The organism is Microbispora triticiradicis (assembly GCF_005864065.1).
Lineage (GTDB): Bacteria > Actinomycetota > Actinomycetes > Streptosporangiales > Streptosporangiaceae > Microbispora > Microbispora triticiradicis.
This window is the reverse complement of sequence record NZ_VANP01000001.1, coordinates 1-18,762: the sequence shown is the minus strand read 5'-3', so window position 1 is coordinate 18,762 and position 18,762 is coordinate 1. Positions and strand designations below refer to the sequence as shown.

Here is an 18,762-nt window from a genome sequence, read left to right as displayed (position 1 = left end):
ACATGCGGGACACGGCTGTGACGTTCGCGGTCCTCGGGCCGACCGAGGTGCGGGCGGCAGGTTCGGCGGCGCTGCCTCCGTCCGTACGGGCCCTGCTGGCCCGGCTGGCGCTGTCCTGCGGCCGGGTGGTGCCGGTGGACGGCCTGACCGACGCGTTGTGGGGCGAGGACCTGCCCGCGGACGCGACGAACGCGCTGCAGATCCGGGTGTCGAAGCTGCGCCGCGCGCTCGCCGCCGCCGGCTTGGGCGGGGACGTTCTGGTCACGCAGGCGCCCGGATACCGGCTGGCGGCGCCGCCGGAGTCCGTCGACGCCCACGTGTTCGAGCGGCTGCTCGTCCTGGCCCGTGCGGAGACGGCCGCCGGGAACGTCACCGCGGCCCTGGGCCGCCTGGACGATGCGCTGCGGTTGTGGCGGGGGCCCGCGCTGGCCGACGTGGGCGCCACCGCGTGGGCGGCGACCGAGAGCGCCCGGCTGGAGGAGTTGCGGCTGGGCGCGGTCGAGGACCGCTACGAGCTCGTGCTGGAGTCCGGCGGCCACAACGAGGCCGTCGCCGACATCGAACGCCTGGTCGCGCGGCACCCGCTTCGGGAGCGGCTGCACCGCCTGCTGATGCTCGCGCTCTACCGCGGCGGGCGGCAGGCGGAGGCGCTGGCCGCCTACCAGGCACTGCGCCGGGGGCTGGCCGACGAACTCGGCATCGATCCGTCGCCGGAGCTCCAGGCGCTCGCCGAGGCCATCCTCCGCCAGCAGGTGCCGTCGGCCGCGGCCCCACCCACCTCACCGTCCGCCCCACCGTCCGCACAGCCGTCCGTACCCGCCGCGGAGCGGACCCGGGTCGGCGCGGACCGGCTGCCCCGGCAGCTGACTCGGCGGCTGACGCCGTTGATCGGCCGTCAGGACGACGTCGCCACGACGCTGGAACGCCTCACGGAGGCGCGGGTCGTGACGCTGACCGGCCCGGGCGGGATGGGCAAGACGACCCTCGCGTTCGAGGTCGCCCGCCACGTGGACGAGTCGCTCGCCGACCGGGTGCTGCTGGTCCGCCTCGCGGCGCTGGAGCCCGGGACGGACGTCGCCGGCGCCTTCGCCGCCGATCTGGGAGTCGCGCCGCAGGACACGGCACCGGCCGACGCGGTGGAGCAGCATCTGCGGGACGGCCGTCCGCTGCTGGTGGTCGACAACTGCGAGCACGTGGTGGACGAGGTGGCCGCCCTCGTGGAGCGGCTGGCCGCGGCCTGCCCGGGGCTGCTCGTGCTGGCCACCAGCCGGGAGGCGCTGGCGATCCCCGGCGAGGTGCAGGTCGCGGTGGGTCCGCTCGCCGTGTCTCCCGGCCGGGCCACCGGCGAGCCGGCGGACGCCGGCCCGGCGGTGCGGCTCTTCGTGGAGCGGGCCCGCGCCGTGCGGCCCTCGTTCGCCCTCGACGCCGAGACGGCGCCCGTCGTCGCGTCCATCTGCCGGCGGCTCGACGGCATGCCGCTCGCCATCGAGCTGGCCGCCGCCCGGGTCAAGGTGCTGTCTCCGGCCGACATCGAAGCCCGGCTGGCCGACAGGTTCTCGCTGCTGACGGCGGGACCGCGTACGGGCGAGGCCCGGCACCGCACGCTGCGCGCCACGCTCGACTGGAGCCACGACCTGCTGCCGGAGGCCGAGCGGCGGCTGCTGCGCCGCCTCGCGGTGTTCCGGGGCGGCTGGACGCCGGCCGCCGCCGAGGAGGTGTGCGCCTTCGACGGGATCGTCCGGGGCGAGGTGCTCGATCTGCTGTTCCGGCTGGTCGACCGGTCTCTCGTGGTGCCCGAGCCGGCCACCGGGCGGTTCCGGCTGCTCGTCACCGTACGCGACTACGCGTGGGCCCGTCTGGAGGAGGCCGGTGAGGCGGGGGCCTGCCGCGACCGTCATCTCGCTTATTTCGCCCGCTATGCCGAGGAGCACGGCAGGCGGGTCCGGGACATCGCCGTCTTCGCGCGGCTGAGCGACGAGCACGACAACTTCCGCGCCGCCGTGGACCACGCCGTCGACAGTGGCGACGCCGAGAGCGGGTTCCGCCTGGCCTGCGCTCTCCTGTGGTTCTGGAACTACGGGCTGCGCCACGAGGGCACGCGGGCGCTGACCGCGCTGCTGGAGACCGGCGGCGGATCCACCGGCGCGCGGGCCCGCGCGCTGCAGGGCATCGGCCTCCTTTATGTCTACTATCCGACGCCGGAGTCCGTCGCCGCCGCCGAGAAGAGCCTCGCCGTCTTCGAGGAGATCGGCGACGTGCCCAACGCCGCGATCTCCCGGCTCGTGGTGGCCTGGGCCGGTCAGTACGGCGGGGACCCCGAGCGCTGCCGCGCGATGGTCGCGCGGAGCCGCCGCGACCTCGGCGACTCCGACGACGGCTGGTGGCGGTTCATGACGCAGTATCTCGACTCCCTGCTGACCCTGCGCCTGGGCGACTTCGAGGCCGCGGCCGGGGAGTGGAGGCTCTGTCTCGACCTGTCGCACTCGGCGGGCGACCGCATCATGGGCAGCGCGATCCTGGCGCATCTCGGCATCGCCCTGCGCGAGTCCGGGCGGCGGGAGGAGGCCCTGGCGGTCCTCGGTGAGTCGGTGGACTGGGTGCGGGGCCAGGGGTCCTTCCACGGGCTGGCCTTCGCCCTCGTGCACACCGCCCACACCCGGCTCGACCTGGACGAGGGCGACGACGTCGCGGCGCTGCTCGCCGAGGCTCAGGACGTGGCGCGCCGGGCGTACAACCCTCGCTGCCAGGCGTGGGCGGCGTGGGGCCGCGCCCGCATGGCGTACGTCCGTGGGGACGCGGGCGCCGCCGTCCGCGAGTGCCGCGACGCGGTGGCCCTGCTGAAGGACGGCGAGTTCCCCTGGGCCAGGGCGCGGCTGTGGTCGTTCCTGGCCGGCTGCGCCGAGACGGCGGGCCTGCCGGACGAGGCCGCCCGGGCCCGGGAGACGGCCGCCGCGCTCACGACCTGACCGAACCCGCGTCCGGTCGCAGGTGCCGGCACCGGTCGCCCGCGAACCCCGCCGCGGCGAGCGTCGCCTGGAGTTCTCCGGCGTCCACTGACCCGCGCACGCGCAGGAGCCCCTCGGCGGCGTCGATCTCGAACGAGGCGATGCCGGGAACGTCCCGTACGTGCCTGCTGAGCAGGCGGACGCACGTCCGGCACAGCATGGCCGGCACCCGCACGCTCGTCGTCTCCGCCGCCCCCTGACGGCTTTCGTCTGCCATGCCGGAAAGCCTGCCGCCCTCCTCTGGCGGTCCGCTGTCCGCCCGCTGTCGGGCCCTTTCCGCCCTGTCCTGTCCTGCCCGGCCGGGCAAGCGCGCGGCCAGCCTGTCACCAGCCCGCGGACAGCCCGGACCGGGACTCTCGTGCTGTCACCCCGAAGCCGACCGAGCCTGAGAGCCCGAACCGGAGGCCACCGTGAACCCCATCCTCCCCGTCCTTTCCGAGCTGATCCACCTGCGGCACCACGAGCTGCTGCGGGAGGCGGAGCAGCACCGGAGAACCTTCCCCGCCATCACGCGCCGGGCCCGGCGCCGCCGGTTCGACCTCCTCTGACCCGCGCACCCTGACCCCGCCGAACTCCAGGAGCCTTCCATGACACTCACCGAGACCCACACCGAGACCCACACCGAGACCCACACCGAGACCCACACCGAGACCCACACCGAGACATCCCCGCGTACCGCGGTCGCCGCGCTGGCCCGGGACGTCGTGAAGATCTACGGCCGTGGCGACACCGCCGTCCGCGCTCTCGACGGCGCCACCCTGTCGATCCCCGCCGGGCGGTTCACCGCCGTGATGGGGCCGTCCGGGTCGGGCAAGTCCACCCTGATGCACGCCCTGGCCGGCCTGGACACGGTGAACGAGGGCCAGGTGCTGATCGGGGACACCGACCTGGCCGGGCTCAGCGAGCGGCAGCGCACGCTGCTGCGCCGCGAGCATGTCGGCTTCGTGTTCCAGAGTTTCAACCTGGTGCCTACGCTGACCGCCGCCGAGAACATCGAGCTGCCGCTGACCCTCGCCGGGCGGCGGGCCGACCGGGCCTGGATCGACGAACTCGTCGAGATGCTCGGGCTGGCGGACCGGCTGCTGCACCGTCCGGCCGAGCTGTCCGGCGGGCAGCAGCAGCGGGTCGCGGTGGCGCGGGCGCTGGCCGCCCGGCCGCGGATCGTGTTCGCCGACGAGCCGACCGGCAACCTCGACTCGCGGGCGGGCGAGGCGCTGCTCGGCTTCCTGCGGCACGCCGCCCACGAGCTGGGCCAGACCATCGTCATGGTCACCCACGACGCGACCGCCGCGGCGTACGCCGACCAGGTGGTCTTCCTCGCCGACGGCCGCGTCGTCGGCGAACTGCCCGCCCCCACCGTCCCCGAGATCCTCTCGCGCATGGCCGGCCTCGGCTCCGCCGCGCGGTCCGGCAAGGAGAAGTGATCGCCATGTGGCGTCTGATCATCCGCAACACCCTCGCCCGCCGGGGCAGGCTCGCGCTGACCCTGCTCGCCGTCCTGCTCGGCGTCACCTTCGTCACCGGCAGCCTGGTGCTGACCGACACCTCCCAGCGGCTGCTCGACGAGCAGTTCCGTACGGCCACCGCGGGAGTCGACCTGACCGTCCGGGAGGCGGTCGCGTTCGACTCGGCGATGGGGGTGGAGGTGGAACGCGACCCGCTGCCGGCCGAGATCGTCGACAGGATCAGGGCCGTGCCCGGCGTGGCCACCGCCACCCCCGTCGTACGGGGTCAGGGGCTGCTCGAAGCCGGGGGGAAGGCCATCGTCCCCTCGGGGCCGTCGCTGCTCGCCTCCTGGGAGCCCGCTCCGGTCGGGCCGTTCACCCTGCGCTCCGGACGAGCGCCGGCCGCCGACGGCGAGGTCGTGGTCGACGCCGCGACCGCCCGGCAGCACCGCATCGGCCTCGGCGCCGAGGTCACCGTACGGGCCGAGCGGACGGCCCGGCTGCGCGTCGTGGGCCTGGCCGGGTTCGCGAAGGCCGACGGGCTGCCGGGCAGCACGGTGGCTCTGGTGGCCCGGCCGGCCGCGCAGCGTCTGCTCGCCCTCGGCACGGACGTCTCCGAGGTCGCCGTCGTCACCGCCGACGGCGCCGACGTCCAGCGGGTGCGCGGCGCCGTGAGCGCCGCGCTCGGCTCGCGGTACGAGGTCTCCTCCAGCCGCGACATCGCCGCCGGCAGCGCCGCCGCGGCGAAGAACCAGGTCTCCTACCTTCAGGTGATGCTGCTGGCCCTCGCGGCGGCGGCACTGCTCGTCGGCGCGTTCCTCATCGCCAACACCTTCTCGATCGTCGTCACCCAGCGCACCCGGGAGCTCGCCGTGCTGCGCGCGGCCGGAGCGACCGGCGCCCAGGTCATGCGCTCGGTGCTGGGCGAGGCGCTGTTCGTGGGTGTGCTCGCCTCCGTTGCGGGGACCGGTCTCGGCATCGCCGTGGCGAGCGGACTGCGCGGCCTCGCCGGAGCGTTCGGGATGACGCTGCCCGGTGGCGGGCTCGACGTCACTCCGCGGACCCTGGTCGTCTCGCTGGTGGTCGGCGTCGGCGTCACCGTCCTGTCGGCCCTGGGGCCGGCCCGCCGCGCCGCCGGGGTGGCGCCGGTCGAGGCGATGCGGCGTACGGCGGCCGACGGCGTGGCCGGGCGGTCCGGCTGGGGCCGCACCGTGGTCGGCACGGTCCTCACCGCGCTCGGCCTGGCGGGGCTGTCGATCGTCCTGGCCGGGCCCGGCTCGGTCGTCGTGCTCGGCGAGGCGGCGGTGTGCGCCGTCGTGGGGCTGGCCCTGCTCGGGCCGGCGGTCACCCCGGTCATGGCCCGGCTGCTCGGACGGCCGCTGGCCGTGACCGGCGTCCCCGGACGGCTGGCCCGCGAGTCCGCCGCGCGGGCGCCCCGGCGTACCTCCGCCACCGCCCTGGCTCTGGCGTTCGGCCTCGCGCTGATCAGCTTCACGACCGTGCTGGGCGCCTCGATCAGGGAGTCGGCCGCGCGGTCGTACACCGAGGCGGTCACCGCCGACTACGTGGTGGAGAGCGCGCGCAACGAGATGCTCGGCGGCCTGCCCGAGCACGCCTACCACCACGTCAGCGAGTTGCCGCAGGTCTCGGTGGCCTCGCGGATCCGTTACGGGCACTGGAAGGACGGGCAGACGACCGAGGCGCTGACGGCGGTCGACCCGGTCACGCTGCCCCGCGTCACCTCGCTGCACATGGTCGCCGGACGGCTGGACGCCCTGGCCGGCGGCGGGATCGTCCTGGCCGCGAACGTCGCCAAGGAGCGGAACCTCAGGATCGGCGACAGCATCGCCATGACGTTCTCCCGTACGGGGACGCAGCGTCTCCGGGTCGTCGGGCTGCTGCGGGACCGCGACGCCCAGGCCCTGTCCACCAGCTACATCGTCTCGCTCGACACCTACCAGCGGAACTACAAGGAGCACGTTGACGCGAGCGTCTTCGTCGAGGTCGCCGACGGGGTGAGCGACACCGAGGCGAGGAAGGCGATCGACGGCGCCCTGGCGGACGCGCCGACCGCGCAGGTGCGCGACCAGGCGGCGGCGGTGGCCGGGCGGACTCTGATGATCGACCAGGTGCTCGGTCTGGTGACCGTGCTGCTGATGCTCACCGTCCTCATCGCGCTGATGGGCATCACCAACACGCTCGCCCTGTCCATCATCGAGCGGACCCGGGAGATCGGGCTGCTGCGGGCGGTCGGCATGACCGGCGCCCAGCTGCGCTGGATGATCCGAGGTGAGGCGGTCCTCGTCGCGGCGCTGGCGATCGTCGCCGGCGTCGCCCTGGGTGTCGCCTTCGCGGCCGGTACGGTCGCCGCGCTGGGCCGCACCAGCGAGGCCACACTCACGCTGCCGGTCGGCCGGCTCCTGCTCGTCGTGGCCGTGGCCGCCCTCGCGGGGCTGGTGGCCGGGCTGCTGCCGGCCCGCCGCGCCGCCCGGCTCGACGTGCTCGCCGCGATCGCCACATCCTGACCGCCGCTTGGCCACGCGAAGAGGGAAACGGGCGGGGGGCGAAGGGTATGAGCGGGATGCGCCGCTTGCACCCATGAGCGGCCGGAGCGGAGGTGGAACGGATGGGCGGCGACAGAGCAGGGAGAGGGAGGGTCCGGGCTGTGGCGGGGTACGTCCGGCCCCTCGCCCTCGCCGTGCTCCTCGTCGCGATGTCCGGTGTCACACGCCCCGGTCACCTGATCCCTGAACTCGCGGAGCCGGTCTCGTCCACGGCACTCGTCGCCCCCGCCGATCCCGGTCCCGGCCCCGGTCCTGGTCCCGGCCATGACGGCCATTCGTCCGGCTCGGCCCATCCGACCGGCGCGGGCCGTCCGGCCGGAGCGGCCGCCGCGGCGCATCCCGCCGCCGCGGAACCCGTCCACCTCAAGGGACACGGCAAGAGACACGGCAAAAGACACGGCAGGAGGCACGGTAGAGGGCGCGGCAGGGTCTACGGCGGCGGTGTTCAGCGGACGGGTGGAGTCAACTCGGCCGGCGCCCCCACGATGGACAGCCCGCCCTACCAGCTGAGCACGGGCCGGCACAACGTGAACGCCCCGGCGGGCAACAGCGCCGTCGACTACTCCGGCGTCCAGCAGGTGTCGAGCGTCAGCATCTACACCAACACGATCAACGGCAACTGCGGGAGCGGGGCCCGCCACTGCTCCATCAACCAGAACCTCCAGAGCGCCGAGGGCAGGGGATACAACGGCCGCTGAGTACGGAGCCGAGTACGGAACGGGCGTCCTCCCCACTGGGAGAGGACGCCCGTCGTCGCTGGTGGATCAGGGCCGGATCAGGGCCGGATCAGAGCGCGCCGCTCTCGATCGCCTGCTTCAGGGCGCCCTGGAGCTGCTGGTGAGCGGCGGTGCCGTTCGCGGCGACGAAGTCGATCAGCGAGTCGTCCGCCTCGAAGGCGAGGTTCTCCGTCACCCGGGTCTTCCCGCCGGGCAGCGGGCTGAATTCGATCTTCTGGTGCGTGACCACGTTGGGCTGCGACCAGCTGTCGGTCTCGTAGTAGAACCCGTCGGCGTGGAGGCGCTGCTGCGCGTGCGTCTTGCTCACCACGATCGTGCCCTGGTACGGGATCTCCTCGATCGCCGTGAGGTTGCGGTAGAGCACCGGAGCGGCCTTCCACTCCTGGTGCGTGACGACCCGCTTCAGGAACGGGTTCTTGCCGATGTGGTTGTTGAAGTCCGAGTACTTGTAGAAGGTCTGCGGCATCGGCGAGTCGATGTCGACGGAGATGCTGTTGACGACCCGGCTGCGGCCCGAGCCGGGCGCTGGCGGGGTGGCGTCGGTGAAGTGGTAGGTGTCGTACACGCTCTGCCACTCGAGAGCGATGTCGGCGTCGCTCTCGGTCGTGTCGGCGTGCGCGGGGTTGGTCAGGGTGGTGACGACGAAGGCGGCGGCGAACATCTGGGCCGCGACCACCCGAAGGATCTTTCTCACATGTACCTCAAAGAGCGAGGAAAAAGGGTACGAGTGATCTTTTACCGAAATCGCTCCAAAATCCACTAGAGGTTCGATACCGAACCGATCACGACACGTGGTCGGCGCAACAGGGGGTCGGGTCCGGCACCTCGGCCGGCGCGATCCGCCCGCCCGGAGCAGGCATGACGAGCAGGGTCATCAGCCCGTCCCGCCAGACCGGGCGGACGTGGCCGTTGGTGACCAGAACCACGTCGTCGGCCGGAGGCTCGGCCTGGGCGAGCACGACGACGCGGTCGATCGCAGTCCGGTCCAGCAACTCGCCGACCGTGAGCGTCCCCGGCAGGTCGTCGCCGCCGGGGAAAAGCACGACCCGCCCGCCGGTGCGGGCCGCGTGCTCGGCCGCCGCCACCGCCGCGCCCTCCGCATCCGGTCCCGTACGGCTGTCGCCGAGGGCGACCGACACCCCCTCGGGGAGCCGGGACGTCTCCAGGTGCCCGGCCAGGGTCAGCGAGCAGGCGACGTGCGGCAGGTCACCGGTGCGGACGAAGTGGGTGCAGCCGACGACCCCGGACGACAGGCCGAGCGCCTCCACCACCTGGTGGAGGAGATGCTCGGCCTGGGCCACCGTACGGGCGCCGTTGTCCAGACCGGCGATCATCGGCGCGGCACGATCCAGACGGGGTTGCTGTAGAACCACAGGTCCTTCCAGGGGTCGGCGTCGCCGGGCACGTCCATCGCCGGGCCGTGCGGGTCCACCGACGCGCCGAGCAGGCCGGGGGCGACGCGGTTGCCGTCGGTGCCGCGCAGCCGTACGTAGACCGGGTGGTCGACGACCCCCACCTGGTAGGTGAAGGTGACGGTTCCGGTGTTCCTCCCGACCTCGTACGACGTGACGACCTTGGTCTTCGGGGTGGTGAACACGTCCTTGTCGGAGACCGGGCCGGTCACGTCGCCCTGGATGACGTCCACCCGGGCCAGCGTGGGGATGAACTGCGCCCAGTTGGGCCGGTTCGCCAGGGTGATCTGGATGGACACCTCGACCCTGGTGCCGGGGCGGACGGACAGCGTGTCGCCGAGGGTGACCCCGTTGTCGCCGCCGTTGCCGCGCGCCCGGGCGCGGACGACGAGGCCGCTGATCAGGCCGCCGTGGTCCACCCAGACGCGGCCCCGGCGGATGCCGTCCATGACCGCGCCGTACGCGAAGGAGGTCGCGCCGACGTGGGTGCGGCTGTAGTAACCGGGCCAGAAGTCGCCGTTGGACAGGTTCGGCACGCCCTTGTAGATCGGGTCCTCGTACCGGCCGTTGGCGTTGAAGTCGCTGTCCGGCCCGCGGTCGCTCGCGTCTCCGTAGACGGTGTGCGAGTCGGAGTTGGCGGTGATCCACCAGGGCCTGCCCTCGGCGAGCAGGCTGTCCCACAGGCCGCCGACGGTCGCGGTCATCCAGTCGAAGCCGCCGAAGGTCCGGTAGCTCTCCGCCGGATAGCCGGGGAAGGAGTCGGCGCTCTGGCTGTTGTCGTAGTAGCCGCGTCCGGAGCCGGGCCCGTTGGGCTTGGGGATTCCGGCGGCCTGGTGGCCCGGAGCGCCCTCCATGCCGACCGCGATCCCCGGCGCCGCGTCGCGCCAGGCGCGGATCTCGTGCGGGGAGTCGATGCCCTTGCGCGCGGGGTGGTTGGCCAGGAACAGCGCGTCCGGGACGCGGCGGCGCTTCACGGCCTGGGCCAGGAAGTCGAGCCCGGCGATGGCGAGGGCCTCGTTCTGCGGGGTGCTCGCCGTGGCGCCCTTCACCGACCCGTCGAAGGAGTTCTCGAACTCCTTCAGCGTCTCCACCTCACCACGCCCCGGCGCCACGAACACCGTGCCGTGCTCGGCGGCCGGGATGTTCCACTCCAGGCCCTGGAAGACGAGGGTGTCCCTGACCGCCTGACGCGCCGCGACGATGTCGGGGTTGACCTTCTCCACGCCGATCTTGGCGTGGGTGACGCTGCCGTGGTCGGTGACCACCATCCAGTCGAGGCCGTACGCGTTGGCGTGCCGCACCTGGTCGACGACCCGGTACATGGCGTCGGAGCTGTACTGCGTGTGGATGTGGTGGTCACCCGCGAGCCACAGGAAGCCGTCCTTCGGCTCCCGGTCGTCCCGGCCGGTGCTCGTCGCGGCGGCCGGGCCGGGGGCGCCGAGCACGCCGGCGGCGGTCAGACCCGCGCCGAGCAGTCCGGCCCGCCGGAACATCTGACGGCGCGAGAGCTCACCCGGCGACAGCGCCTCGTCGTGGACGTCCATGTCCACGACCGCCGCCGTCTCCCCAGGGCCGTGGTCGTGGCTGTGGGGGTGACTGTGGGGGTGGGGGTGGGGGTGGGGATGCGCGTGCCCCTCGCTCATGTGCGGTGCCCTTTCGTTCCGCCGGGGGGATCGCTCCGGCTCCGAATGCACCCTCGCGGCAACGGCTGAACCTCACGTGAACTCCGGAGGCCGCCCAGGGAGCCGCGGCTTTACCGGTCAGGTCAGGTCCCACAGCAGGCGGTAGTAGGCGATGCGCTCCGGATCGGGGGCGACGCCGTACGCCTCGTACACCTCGCCGTCGTGACCCGGGCCGTAGTTCCACTCGGTGCTCCAGGCGGCGACCGCGAGGTCGGCCCACCGGTCGGCCACGCCCAGCGACCCGAGGTCGACGTGCCCGGCGACCGTCCCGTCGTCGTGCAGGAGGGTGTTGGGGGCGCAGGCGTCGCCGTGGCAGACGACGAGCCGGTCGGGAGCGGGCGGGCGGCCGAGACGCCGCCGCGCCTCGGCCCGGCCGAGGCGCTCGCCGGCCCGCCGGACGCGGTGCTCGACTCCCCAGTCGTACGGGCACCGTGCCACCGGCAGCGCGTCGTGCAGCAGGCGCAGGCCACGGCCGATCGCGGCCGCGGCGGTGCGGGGGTCGGCGGTCCAGCGCGGATCCACCGCCGAGCGGCCGGGGAGCGCGGCGGTGACGAGCCAGGCGCCGTCGGCGTCCGATCCGTACGCGAGCACGCGGGGGACGGTGGTCCACTGCCGCGCCCAGGTCAGTCGTTCCGCCTCGCGCGGCAGGTCGATCTCGGGTGTGCCGGTGGCGGCCCACTTGACGTACCTCGTGCCACCCGCGCCGTCACCTGGGCCGTCGAGCCGGAACGTGAGGCCGCCGACCTCGTTGCGCCAGACGGGGGTGACGGCGTCGCTCCCGGCGAGTTCGGCGACGACGCGCGGCACGTCGACGGGTCCGGCCGGAACCGAGGCGATCGGGGGACGGCTCACGACCGACATTCTCGGTCATGAAGCAGTGCGGTCATAAAGCAGTGGCGGCCTCGCCTCGGCAGACGGTTGACTCACCCCGTGATCGTGATATCCGCAGCTTCCGGCGCGCTCGGCCGCCTCGTCGTCGACCATCTTCGTACCCGGGCGGAGGTGGTGGCCGCGGTACGCGACCCCGGCCGGGCGCCCGAAGGCGTGGCGGTGCGGCGTGGCGACTACGACGACCCGGCGAGCCTGCGTGAAGCGTTCGACGGGGCCACGCGTCTGCTGCTCATCTCCTCGCCGGAACTCGACACCGCGCGCCGGATCGGACAGCACCTCAACGCCGTGGCCGCGGCCGGGCAGGCGGGAGTCGGCGCCGTCGTGTTCACGAGCTTCCTCGGGGCCGACGCCGCCGCCACGGGCATGACGGAGGCCTACCACGCCACCGAGCAGGCGATACTCCGCAGCGGCATGCCGTACACGTTCCTGCGCCACCCCTTCTACAGTGACGCGTTCGTGCCGCGGGCCGACGACGGCGAGATCACCAGCAGCACCGGAGGCCGTGGCCTGAACACGGCGTTCCGGGCGGATCTCGCCGAGGCGGCGGCGAACGTCCTGACCGGCGAAGGGCATCTGGGCCGGGCGTACGACCTCACCGGACCGCTGTGGAGCTATCCGGAGGTCGCGGAGGCGCTCGGCGTGCCCTACCGCGAGGTGCCCGACGCCGGATCGGGCCCCATGAGCTGGATCAACGCGCGGATCCGCGCGGGAGCGCTGGAACAGCAGACCGGCGACCTGGTGGCGTTGCTCGGCAGGCCCGCCGAGACGGTAGCCGGGCGTGCCCTGAAGAGCCCGACCGAGGGAAACAAAAAGTAAACTTTACTATTGACAGAGCGTGTGAACGGGTGTTGCATCGGCAACCACACTCCGAATCACTCCCCCCGGACCGGAGACCCCCATGCGCAAACCCCGGTTACTCCTGATCGCGGCGGCCCTGGTCGTCGGCCTGGCCGGCGCCCTGAGCGGTATTCCCGGCAACGAGCGGGCCGAGGCCGCCATCGGCCCGGTCACCTGGTCGGACGAGTTCAACGGCGCCTCGGGCAGCGCCGTCGACCCGGCCAAGTGGAAGTTCGACATCGGCGGTGGCGGCTGGGGCAACAACGAACTGGAGTACTACACCAACTCCACCCGGAACGTGTACCAGGACGGCCAGGGCCACCTGGCCATCACCGCCCGCAGGGAGAACCCCGCCGGCTACCAGTGCCACTACGGCACCTGCCAGTACACCTCCGGCCGCATCCTGACGGCGGACAGGTTCAGCCAGGCGTACGGCCGCTTCGAGGCGAGCATCAAGATTCCCAAGGGGCAGGGCATCTGGCCGGCCTTCTGGATGCTCGGCGGCGGCAACTGGCCGAACACCGGTGAGATCGACATCATGGAGAACGTCGGCAACGCGCCGAACACGGTCTACGGCACCGTGCACGGCCCCGGCTACTCGGGCAGCGGCGGTGTCGGCGGCAACCGTACGATCGGGGCGCCTCTGGGCGACGCCTTCCACAACTACCGGGTCGACTGGTCGCCCGGCCTCATCGTCTGGTACCTCGACGGGGCGGAGTACTTCCGCGTCACCCCGGCCGACATCCGCGGCAACCAGTGGGTGTTCGACCACCCGTTCTTCATGATCCTGAACGTCGCGGTCGGCGGCTACTGGCCGGGCAACCCCGACGCGACCACCGCGTTCCCGCAGACGATGCTGGTCGACTACGTCCGCGTCTCCGCCTGGAACAACGACGGGAGCGGCACCGGCACCGCGCTCAGATCCGCCATGAACGGCCGCTGCGTGGACATCCCGAGCGCCAACCCCGCCGACGGCGCCCGGCTGCAGATGTACGACTGTAACGGCACCGTCGCGCAGCAGTGGTCGGTGAACGGCGACGGCACCGTGCGCGCGATGGGCAAGTGCATGGACGCCGCCGCGGCGGGCACCGCCAACGGCACTCCGATCCAGCTCTACACGTGCAACGGGACCGGAGCCCAGCGCTTCACGCTCACGGCGGCGGGAGACCTGGTCAACGTCCAGGCCAACCGGTGCGTGGACATCGTGGACCGGGGCAGCGCGAACGGCGCCCTTCTGCAGCTCTGGGACTGCACCGGCGGGTCCAACCAGAAGTGGACCCGCGGCTGAACGTCAGTGGCCCTCTTCCTCGTCGTCGGCCGTGAGCGCCCCGCTGCCGGGGGCGGCCGGGAGGTAGACGTGCTGGTGCCCGCTGCCCGCGTCGACGCTGACCGCGTCGAGGGCGGTGGCCCCGACCGACCAGGTGAAGACCGCGTCCATCCGCTGCCGGGCGGCGAGGGCCAGCATGTTCGTGCGGGCCGGTCCCGTGAGCGCCTGCGCGGCCGCGAAGCTGTCGACGGTGGTGGCGAGCTGCCGTACGGCGGAGGCGAGACCCGACCTCGCCAGGTTGGTGTACGTCTCGCCCGAGGGCGGGTCGGCGAACGACTGGACGGCGGCGGCGGTCGCCTGCCGCCAGTTCGCGATGTCGGCGCCGGTGGCCTTCTCAGGCTTCCCGCCCTCGGGGGAGGCGGTGGTGGAAGCGGCGGCGGGGGCGGCGGCGTCCTCCACGGGCATCACGCGTTCCAGCCCCTCCAGCACGGGCACGAGCTTGTCCCGGGTGGTGCGGGCCAGCTGGGTCAGATCCTTGATCTGCGCCTTGTCCCGGACGGCTTCCTCGGCGCGGATCCGGTTCACCGCCTGCTCGGTGGAGTCGGGCCGGGTCGCGGCGAACACCACGCCACCGGCCACCACCGCGCCGAGCACGAACGCGGCCACCAGCGCGAGCACGCGGTGGCTCCTGGCCGGCTGCCGGGTCACCGTCGGTTCGCTACGCCGGCTCATTGCTGCCACCTCCTGGTCGAAGTTCTCCGCGGGGAGTGTTAGGCGGAGCGTAGTAGGGAGCGTCACCCGGAAGCGACACCGGGAGCGAACATGGACGCCCGGAACGTGGAGTCGGACTCGCACACGTTCCGGACGTCCACGACGTGGGTCAGGACTGGTTGAAGAGGGAGAGGGTGAGGGTGGAGTGGTATTCGCCGGCGGCGACGTCGACGGGGGTGCGCAGGGCGAGGTCGGCGTTGACCTTGGAGGTGCCGATCTCGGTGGCGGAGTCGGCGGTGGAGACGAGGAGTTCCTGGCCCTTGAGACCGACGGTGGGGGCGCCGGAGCCGTCGGACACGACGGAGGAGACCGGTTCGCCGGCGGCGACGGCGCCGGTGGTGGTGTCGGACAGCAGGCGGGGCTTCCAGCCGAGGTATTCGGGGCCGATGGGGGCGGTGCCGGTGGCGGTGGCGGTGAACTGGCTGGCCTGGCCGACGACGGCCCAGAATTCGCCGTCGGGGATCTCGGCGGGTGTGCGGGTGTCGGTGACGGTGACGGTGGGCAGGGTGCCGACGAACTGGCGGGCGGTGGCGTCGGAGCCGTTCTCCTGGAGGGAGACGCCGTTGTTGTCGGCGACGGTCATGGAGATCTGGCCGGGGGTGGTGGTGGGGGTGATGGTGACCGAGACGTCGATGCCGGCGCCGGGGTCGTCGGCGAGGGCGGGGGAGACGCCGATGCCGGTGAGGGTGAGGCCGAGCACGGAGGCGGCGAGTATCTGGGTGGTGCGGGTCATTCGCATGGGGTGATCACTCCGATTTATGAGGGGGCGGGGCCGGCCGGCGGTCCGGCCGGCCCCGTTTCCTAGTTGCAGCCGGCCGCGGGGTAGGCCGCGTCGTAGGACGTGGTGACCTGCTTGCCGCCGATGGTGGCGGTGCCGGTCACGGTGGCCTTGCCGGCGGCGACCTGGGCGGTCCGGGTGTTGAAGGACTGGTAGGCCTGCTTGCCCGGGGCCACGTCGGTCACGGTCTTGTTGCCGAACGCGGTGTTCAGCACGATCGTGGCCGGCACGTCGCCGTCGTTGACGGCCGTGACCGCCAGGTAGGCGGTGGTGCCGATGCAGCGGGTGGCCGCGGTGACGGTCAGCTTGACCTTCGACGTGGCCGCCGGGGTCAGCTTGAAGTAGTCGAACTTGACCGTCTTGGACGCCGTCTGGTTGACGCCGAAGCCGAACAGACCGACCTTGCCGGTGCCGGCCACGGCGCTGTTCTTGACCACGGCGGCCGTGCCGTCGGTGGCCAGGTCGGTCCAGGTGGTGCCGTCCGAGGAGTAGGAGGCGGTGAAGCTGTCTCCCACCTTCTTCAGGCGCAGCCACCACACCCCGCTGGTCAGGTTGCTGACCTGGGGCTGCGGGTCCTGCACGACGCCGCCGACCTCGCTGCGCAGTTCGAGCCGCCGGGTCACCGCGGAGCCCGCAGCGTTGTCCGCGACGTAGTCGAACTTCACGTAGTTCTCGTCGTCGCCGTAGACGATCAGGCCGCCCTGCTGGAACTGCTCGTTGAGAGCGGAACCGTCGACCTTGGTCTCCAGCGTCCAGTCACCACTCGGCGCGGTCTGGAGGATGAAGTTCTTCGGGTTGCTGTTGTCGGACCCGTAGATGTCACCCTTGGTCGTGTCGAGCTGGAGCTGACCACCACTGACCCGCGCCGCCGTCGCGTCGTAGCGCACGTTGGCGTTCCAGCGGCAGAGGTCGAGCATGGTGCCCTCGAACTGGTCGTTGGGGTCCGAGGCCGTGGCCTTGTCGTCGGGCGTGATGTGGAACCAGTCGAAGGCCGCGTCCGTCACCGGGTTGTTGGTCGAGGCCAGCGAGATCAGGCCGATCTTCGGGTTGGAGATCCCGGCGAGCGGCTTGGTCTGTGGCATCGCCGTGAAGGTGGTGCCGTCCGAGGAGTAGTGCGCGGTGATGTTGGTGCCGTCGCTGATGAACCGCACGTACACCGTGTCGGGGTAGGCGTCCCCGAGGTTGGCCGTGTTGCTGTCAGTCACCTCGTTCGGGGTGCCGTTCTCCTCCCGGATGAACTGGAAGATGCGGGCCGCGTGGTCGTCGGTGCCCCGTGCCTCCAGCACCATCTTGGCGTAGTTGTCGTCGTCGCCGTAGATGACCAGGCCGGCCTGCTGGTAGGTCGTCAGTGCCTTCAGCGTGAGCTTGGTGGTGGCCGTCCAGGCGCCCGACGGAGCCGGCTGCACGACGATGTTCGGCGTGTTGCCGCCCGTGCTGTAGATGTCGGTGGCCGAGGTCGGGATGATCAGCTTGCCGTCGGCGACCTTCAGGTCCTGGTTCTCCCGGATGACCGACCAGCGGTCACGGTCGAGCTGGGTGCCCAGGAAGTCGTCGGAGCGGCCGGTGAAGCACGCCGTGGCCGGCGCGTCCACCTTGATCTGCACTTGGGCGCTGCCGGCGGCGCCCTTGGCGTCGGTCACCGTCACCACGGCGGTGTAGGTGCCCGGCGCGGTGTAGGTGTAGCTCGCGTTGGCCGTGGTCGGCTGCGGCGCGCCGTTCACCCCGAAGTTCCACTTGTAGGTGAGCGCGTCGCCTTCGGGGTCGCTGGCGGTGGTGGTGAAGTCCACCTTCAGCGGCGCGATGCCCGTGGCCGCGTTGGCGGCCACCGACACCGTCGGACGCTGGTTGTTGGTGGCGCCCTTGCCGACGAAGTCGACCCAGTTGAAGTTGAGCAGGTAGGCGTTGTCGGCCGCGCTCGCCGGCTTGCGCACGACGAAGTACAGCGGGCCGCTGGTCGTCGGCGGGTTGGTCAGGTCGACCGTGACGTCCTTGAACGTCTGCCAGTTGCCGGTGGGCGTGATGTCCACCGAGCCGACCAGGGTGCCGTTGTCGGGGTTGCCCTGACGGATCTGCACGGTGCCGCCGGGACCGGCCGAGGAGGCACGGAGCCGGATCGCGGTGATGTCGGTCAGGTTGATCGGGTCGAACGACCACCAGTCGCCGTCCTGGGTGAACCCGATGTTCTGGTTGCCGCCCGCGGTGTCGGTCGTGGTCTCGACCTGCACACCTGCGGCGTCGGTGCCGGTGCCGCCGGTGACGCGGCCGGTGGCGCTGAAGTGCTCGGCCTGCTTGCGCTTGGGCTGCAGGATGACCTGACCCCGCCCGGTGAGCGGCTTGGCCGCCCCGGCGCCCTTGTCGGTGTAGCTGGCCTCGATGACGTAGAACAGGTTGTCGTACTCACCGTGGCCCGCCATGGCGGTCTGCACCACGCCCTCGCAGCCGGTCGTCTGGTCGAGCGGGTGACCGTGGGTGTCATGACCCAGGATGGACTGGATCTGCACCTTGCTGCAGTCGACCGTGCCGTCCTCGGCGTCGGTGACGGTGACCTTGAACTTCACCTGGTCGCCGAACTCGAAGAACGAGCCGCTCGGCGGCAGCTCGACCTTGACCTCGGGCTTGGTGTTGCCCGCGTTGACCGTCACGCTGGAGGTCGCGGTCCTGCCATCGGTGTTGCTGATCGTCAGGACGGCGCTGTACTCGCCGGCCTTCGTGTAGGTGAAGGTGGGGTTGGCCTCGGTGGAGTCGGTCGTGCCGTCACCGTCGAGGTCCCAGGCGTAGGTGATGGCCTTGCCGTCGGGGTCGCGCGAGCCGTCGCTGCTGAACTTGACGGTCAGCGGCGTCGGGCCGTCGGTCTTGTCGGCGCTGGCACGCGCCACTGGCGGGCGGTTGCCCTTGATGTACTCCACGCGGTAGACGCCGGAGTCGGCGTTGTCGCCGCCGAAGCCTGAGCCCCACTCGATCAGGTAGAGGGCGCCGTCGGGGCCGAACTTCATGTCCATGGGCTTCTTGAAGCTCAGGGTCTGAAGGATCCGGTTCATCTCGACGAGCTTGGTGCCGTCCTCGTTGAGCTGGAACGACCACATGGCGTTGTTGTTCCACTCACCGAACATGGCCTTGCCGTCCCAGTACGCCGGCCACTTGACGTCCGACTTCACGTTCTCGTCGAAGCGGTAGACCGGGCCGCCCATCGGGGCGCCGCCGCTCAGCTCCGGGAAGTTGTTCGGGTCGGAGGCGTAGTGGTACCACACCGTCGCCGGGATCACCGGCGGCAGGTTGGTCAGGCCGGTGTTGTTCGGCGAGTCGTTGACCGGAGCCGCGCAGTTGAACGCCGAACCCGACTGCTTCGTCGCGAAGTTGTAGTCGATGTAGGGCG

The 18,762-nt window shown here is 72.0% G+C and carries 15 protein-coding genes; 7 read left to right on the top strand and 8 right to left on the bottom strand.

Annotated features, from left to right (window positions below; genetic code table 11):
• Positions 1-2 precede the first annotated feature (2 nt).
• Complete coding sequence (locus FED44_RS00070; RefSeq protein WP_138459339.1) at positions 3-2,966, top strand: BTAD domain-containing putative transcriptional regulator; 2,964 nt, start codon at positions 3-5, stop codon at positions 2,964-2,966.
• Here FED44_RS00070 and FED44_RS00065 read toward each other — a convergent pair.
• Positions 2,956-3,222, bottom strand: a complete 267-nt coding sequence (locus FED44_RS00065) for a heavy-metal-associated domain-containing protein (protein WP_138459338.1) — start codon at positions 3,220-3,222, stop codon at positions 2,956-2,958. The two genes, FED44_RS00070 and FED44_RS00065, sit on opposite strands and share 11 nt — an antisense overlap.
• Positions 3,223-3,415: 193 nt before the next feature.
• Here FED44_RS00065 and FED44_RS35505 point away from each other — a divergent pair, with 193 nt between their 5' ends.
• The 4 genes from FED44_RS35505 (at position 3,416) to FED44_RS00050 (ending at position 7,712) form a co-directional block, all read left to right on the top strand.
• Positions 3,416-3,553, top strand: coding sequence for a hypothetical protein (locus FED44_RS35505; protein WP_167521341.1), 138 nt, complete (start codon positions 3,416-3,418; stop codon positions 3,551-3,553).
• Positions 3,554-3,592: 39 nt separating this feature from the next.
• Entirely contained in the window at positions 3,593-4,429 is an 837-nt protein-coding gene (locus FED44_RS00060) for an ABC transporter ATP-binding protein (RefSeq protein ID WP_138459337.1), read from the top strand.
• 5 nt (positions 4,430-4,434) lie between these two features.
• Positions 4,435-6,975, top strand: a complete 2,541-nt coding sequence (locus FED44_RS00055) for an ABC transporter permease (RefSeq protein WP_138459336.1) — start codon at positions 4,435-4,437, stop codon at positions 6,973-6,975.
• Between the two features lie 140 nt (positions 6,976-7,115).
• Positions 7,116-7,712 carry a hypothetical protein gene (locus tag FED44_RS00050; RefSeq protein WP_138459335.1) on the top strand — a complete coding sequence of 199 codons (597 nt, stop codon included), beginning with the start codon at positions 7,116-7,118 and terminating at the stop codon, positions 7,710-7,712.
• A gap of 88 nt (positions 7,713-7,800) precedes the next feature.
• Here the strand turns inward: FED44_RS00050 and FED44_RS00045 are convergent, their stop codons facing one another.
• The 4 genes from FED44_RS00045 to FED44_RS00030 all read right to left on the bottom strand — a co-directional run bounded on the left by FED44_RS00045 (position 7,801) and on the right by FED44_RS00030 (position 11,697).
• A complete protein-coding gene (locus tag FED44_RS00045) occupies positions 7,801-8,445 on the bottom strand; it encodes a hypothetical protein (protein WP_138459334.1) in 645 nt (214 codons plus the stop codon).
• 88 nt (positions 8,446-8,533) lie between these two features.
• Positions 8,534-9,085 (bottom strand): hypothetical protein, encoded by a 552-nt coding sequence (locus FED44_RS00040; RefSeq protein ID WP_111697310.1) that lies wholly within the window; start codon positions 9,083-9,085, stop codon positions 8,534-8,536.
• Positions 9,082-10,806, bottom strand: a complete 1,725-nt coding sequence (locus tag FED44_RS00035; RefSeq protein WP_138459333.1) for a PHP domain-containing protein — start codon at positions 10,804-10,806, stop codon at positions 9,082-9,084. Before FED44_RS00035 ends, FED44_RS00040 begins: the two co-directional genes overlap by 4 nt.
• Positions 10,807-10,923: 117 nt before the next feature.
• Positions 10,924-11,697 carry an aminoglycoside 3'-phosphotransferase gene (locus FED44_RS00030; RefSeq protein ID WP_138459332.1) on the bottom strand — a complete coding sequence of 258 codons (774 nt, stop codon included), beginning with the start codon at positions 11,695-11,697 and terminating at the stop codon, positions 10,924-10,926.
• A 78-nt stretch (positions 11,698-11,775) separates the two neighbouring features.
• Between FED44_RS00030 and FED44_RS00025 the strand changes: the two genes are divergently transcribed.
• Both FED44_RS00025 and FED44_RS00020 read left to right on the top strand, forming a co-directional pair.
• Complete coding sequence (locus FED44_RS00025) at positions 11,776-12,552, top strand: NAD(P)H-binding protein (protein WP_187406064.1); 777 nt, start codon at positions 11,776-11,778, stop codon at positions 12,550-12,552.
• Positions 12,553-12,634: 82 nt separating this feature from the next.
• The gene (locus FED44_RS00020; RefSeq protein ID WP_138459331.1) at positions 12,635-13,861 is read left to right on the top strand and encodes a glycoside hydrolase family 16 protein; all 1,227 of its coding nucleotides are present in this window, start codon (positions 12,635-12,637) and stop codon (positions 13,859-13,861) included.
• A 3-nt stretch (positions 13,862-13,864) separates the two neighbouring features.
• On the opposite strand, the gene FED44_RS00015 is transcribed toward FED44_RS00020, so the two are convergent.
• The 3 genes from FED44_RS00015 to FED44_RS00005 form a co-directional block, all read right to left on the bottom strand.
• Positions 13,865-14,572 (bottom strand): hypothetical protein, encoded by a 708-nt coding sequence (locus FED44_RS00015; RefSeq protein ID WP_138459330.1) that lies wholly within the window; start codon positions 14,570-14,572, stop codon positions 13,865-13,867.
• A 148-nt stretch (positions 14,573-14,720) separates the two neighbouring features.
• Entirely contained in the window at positions 14,721-15,350 is a 630-nt protein-coding gene (locus FED44_RS00010; protein ID WP_208758770.1) for a hypothetical protein, read from the bottom strand.
• A 62-nt stretch (positions 15,351-15,412) separates the two neighbouring features.
• A partial coding sequence (locus FED44_RS00005; protein WP_138459329.1) for a beta-xylosidase family glycoside hydrolase occupies positions 15,413-18,762 on the bottom strand: 3,350 nt, incomplete at its 5' end.

Coding starts and splice junctions, on each gene's coding strand:
- FED44_RS00065 (WP_138459338.1), bottom strand. CDS start 3,222: ATGGCAGACGAAAGCCGTCAGGGGGCGGCGGAGACGACGAGCGTGCGG.
- FED44_RS00035 (WP_138459333.1), bottom strand. CDS start 10,806: ATGAGCGAGGGGCACGCGCATCCCCACCCCCACCCCCACCCCCACAGT.
- FED44_RS00055 (WP_138459336.1), top strand. CDS start 4,435: ATGTGGCGTCTGATCATCCGCAACACCCTCGCCCGCCGGGGCAGGCTC.
- FED44_RS00040 (WP_111697310.1), bottom strand. CDS start 9,085: ATGATCGCCGGTCTGGACAACGGCGCCCGTACGGTGGCCCAGGCCGAG.
- FED44_RS00020 (WP_138459331.1), top strand. CDS start 12,635: ATGCGCAAACCCCGGTTACTCCTGATCGCGGCGGCCCTGGTCGTCGGC.
- FED44_RS00070 (WP_138459339.1), top strand. CDS start 3: ATGCGGGACACGGCTGTGACGTTCGCGGTCCTCGGGCCGACCGAGGTG.
- FED44_RS00010 (WP_208758770.1), bottom strand. CDS start 15,350: ATGCGAATGACCCGCACCACCCAGATACTCGCCGCCTCCGTGCTCGGC.
- FED44_RS00015 (WP_138459330.1), bottom strand. CDS start 14,572: ATGAGCCGGCGTAGCGAACCGACGGTGACCCGGCAGCCGGCCAGGAGC.
- FED44_RS00060 (WP_138459337.1), top strand. CDS start 3,593: ATGACACTCACCGAGACCCACACCGAGACCCACACCGAGACCCACACC.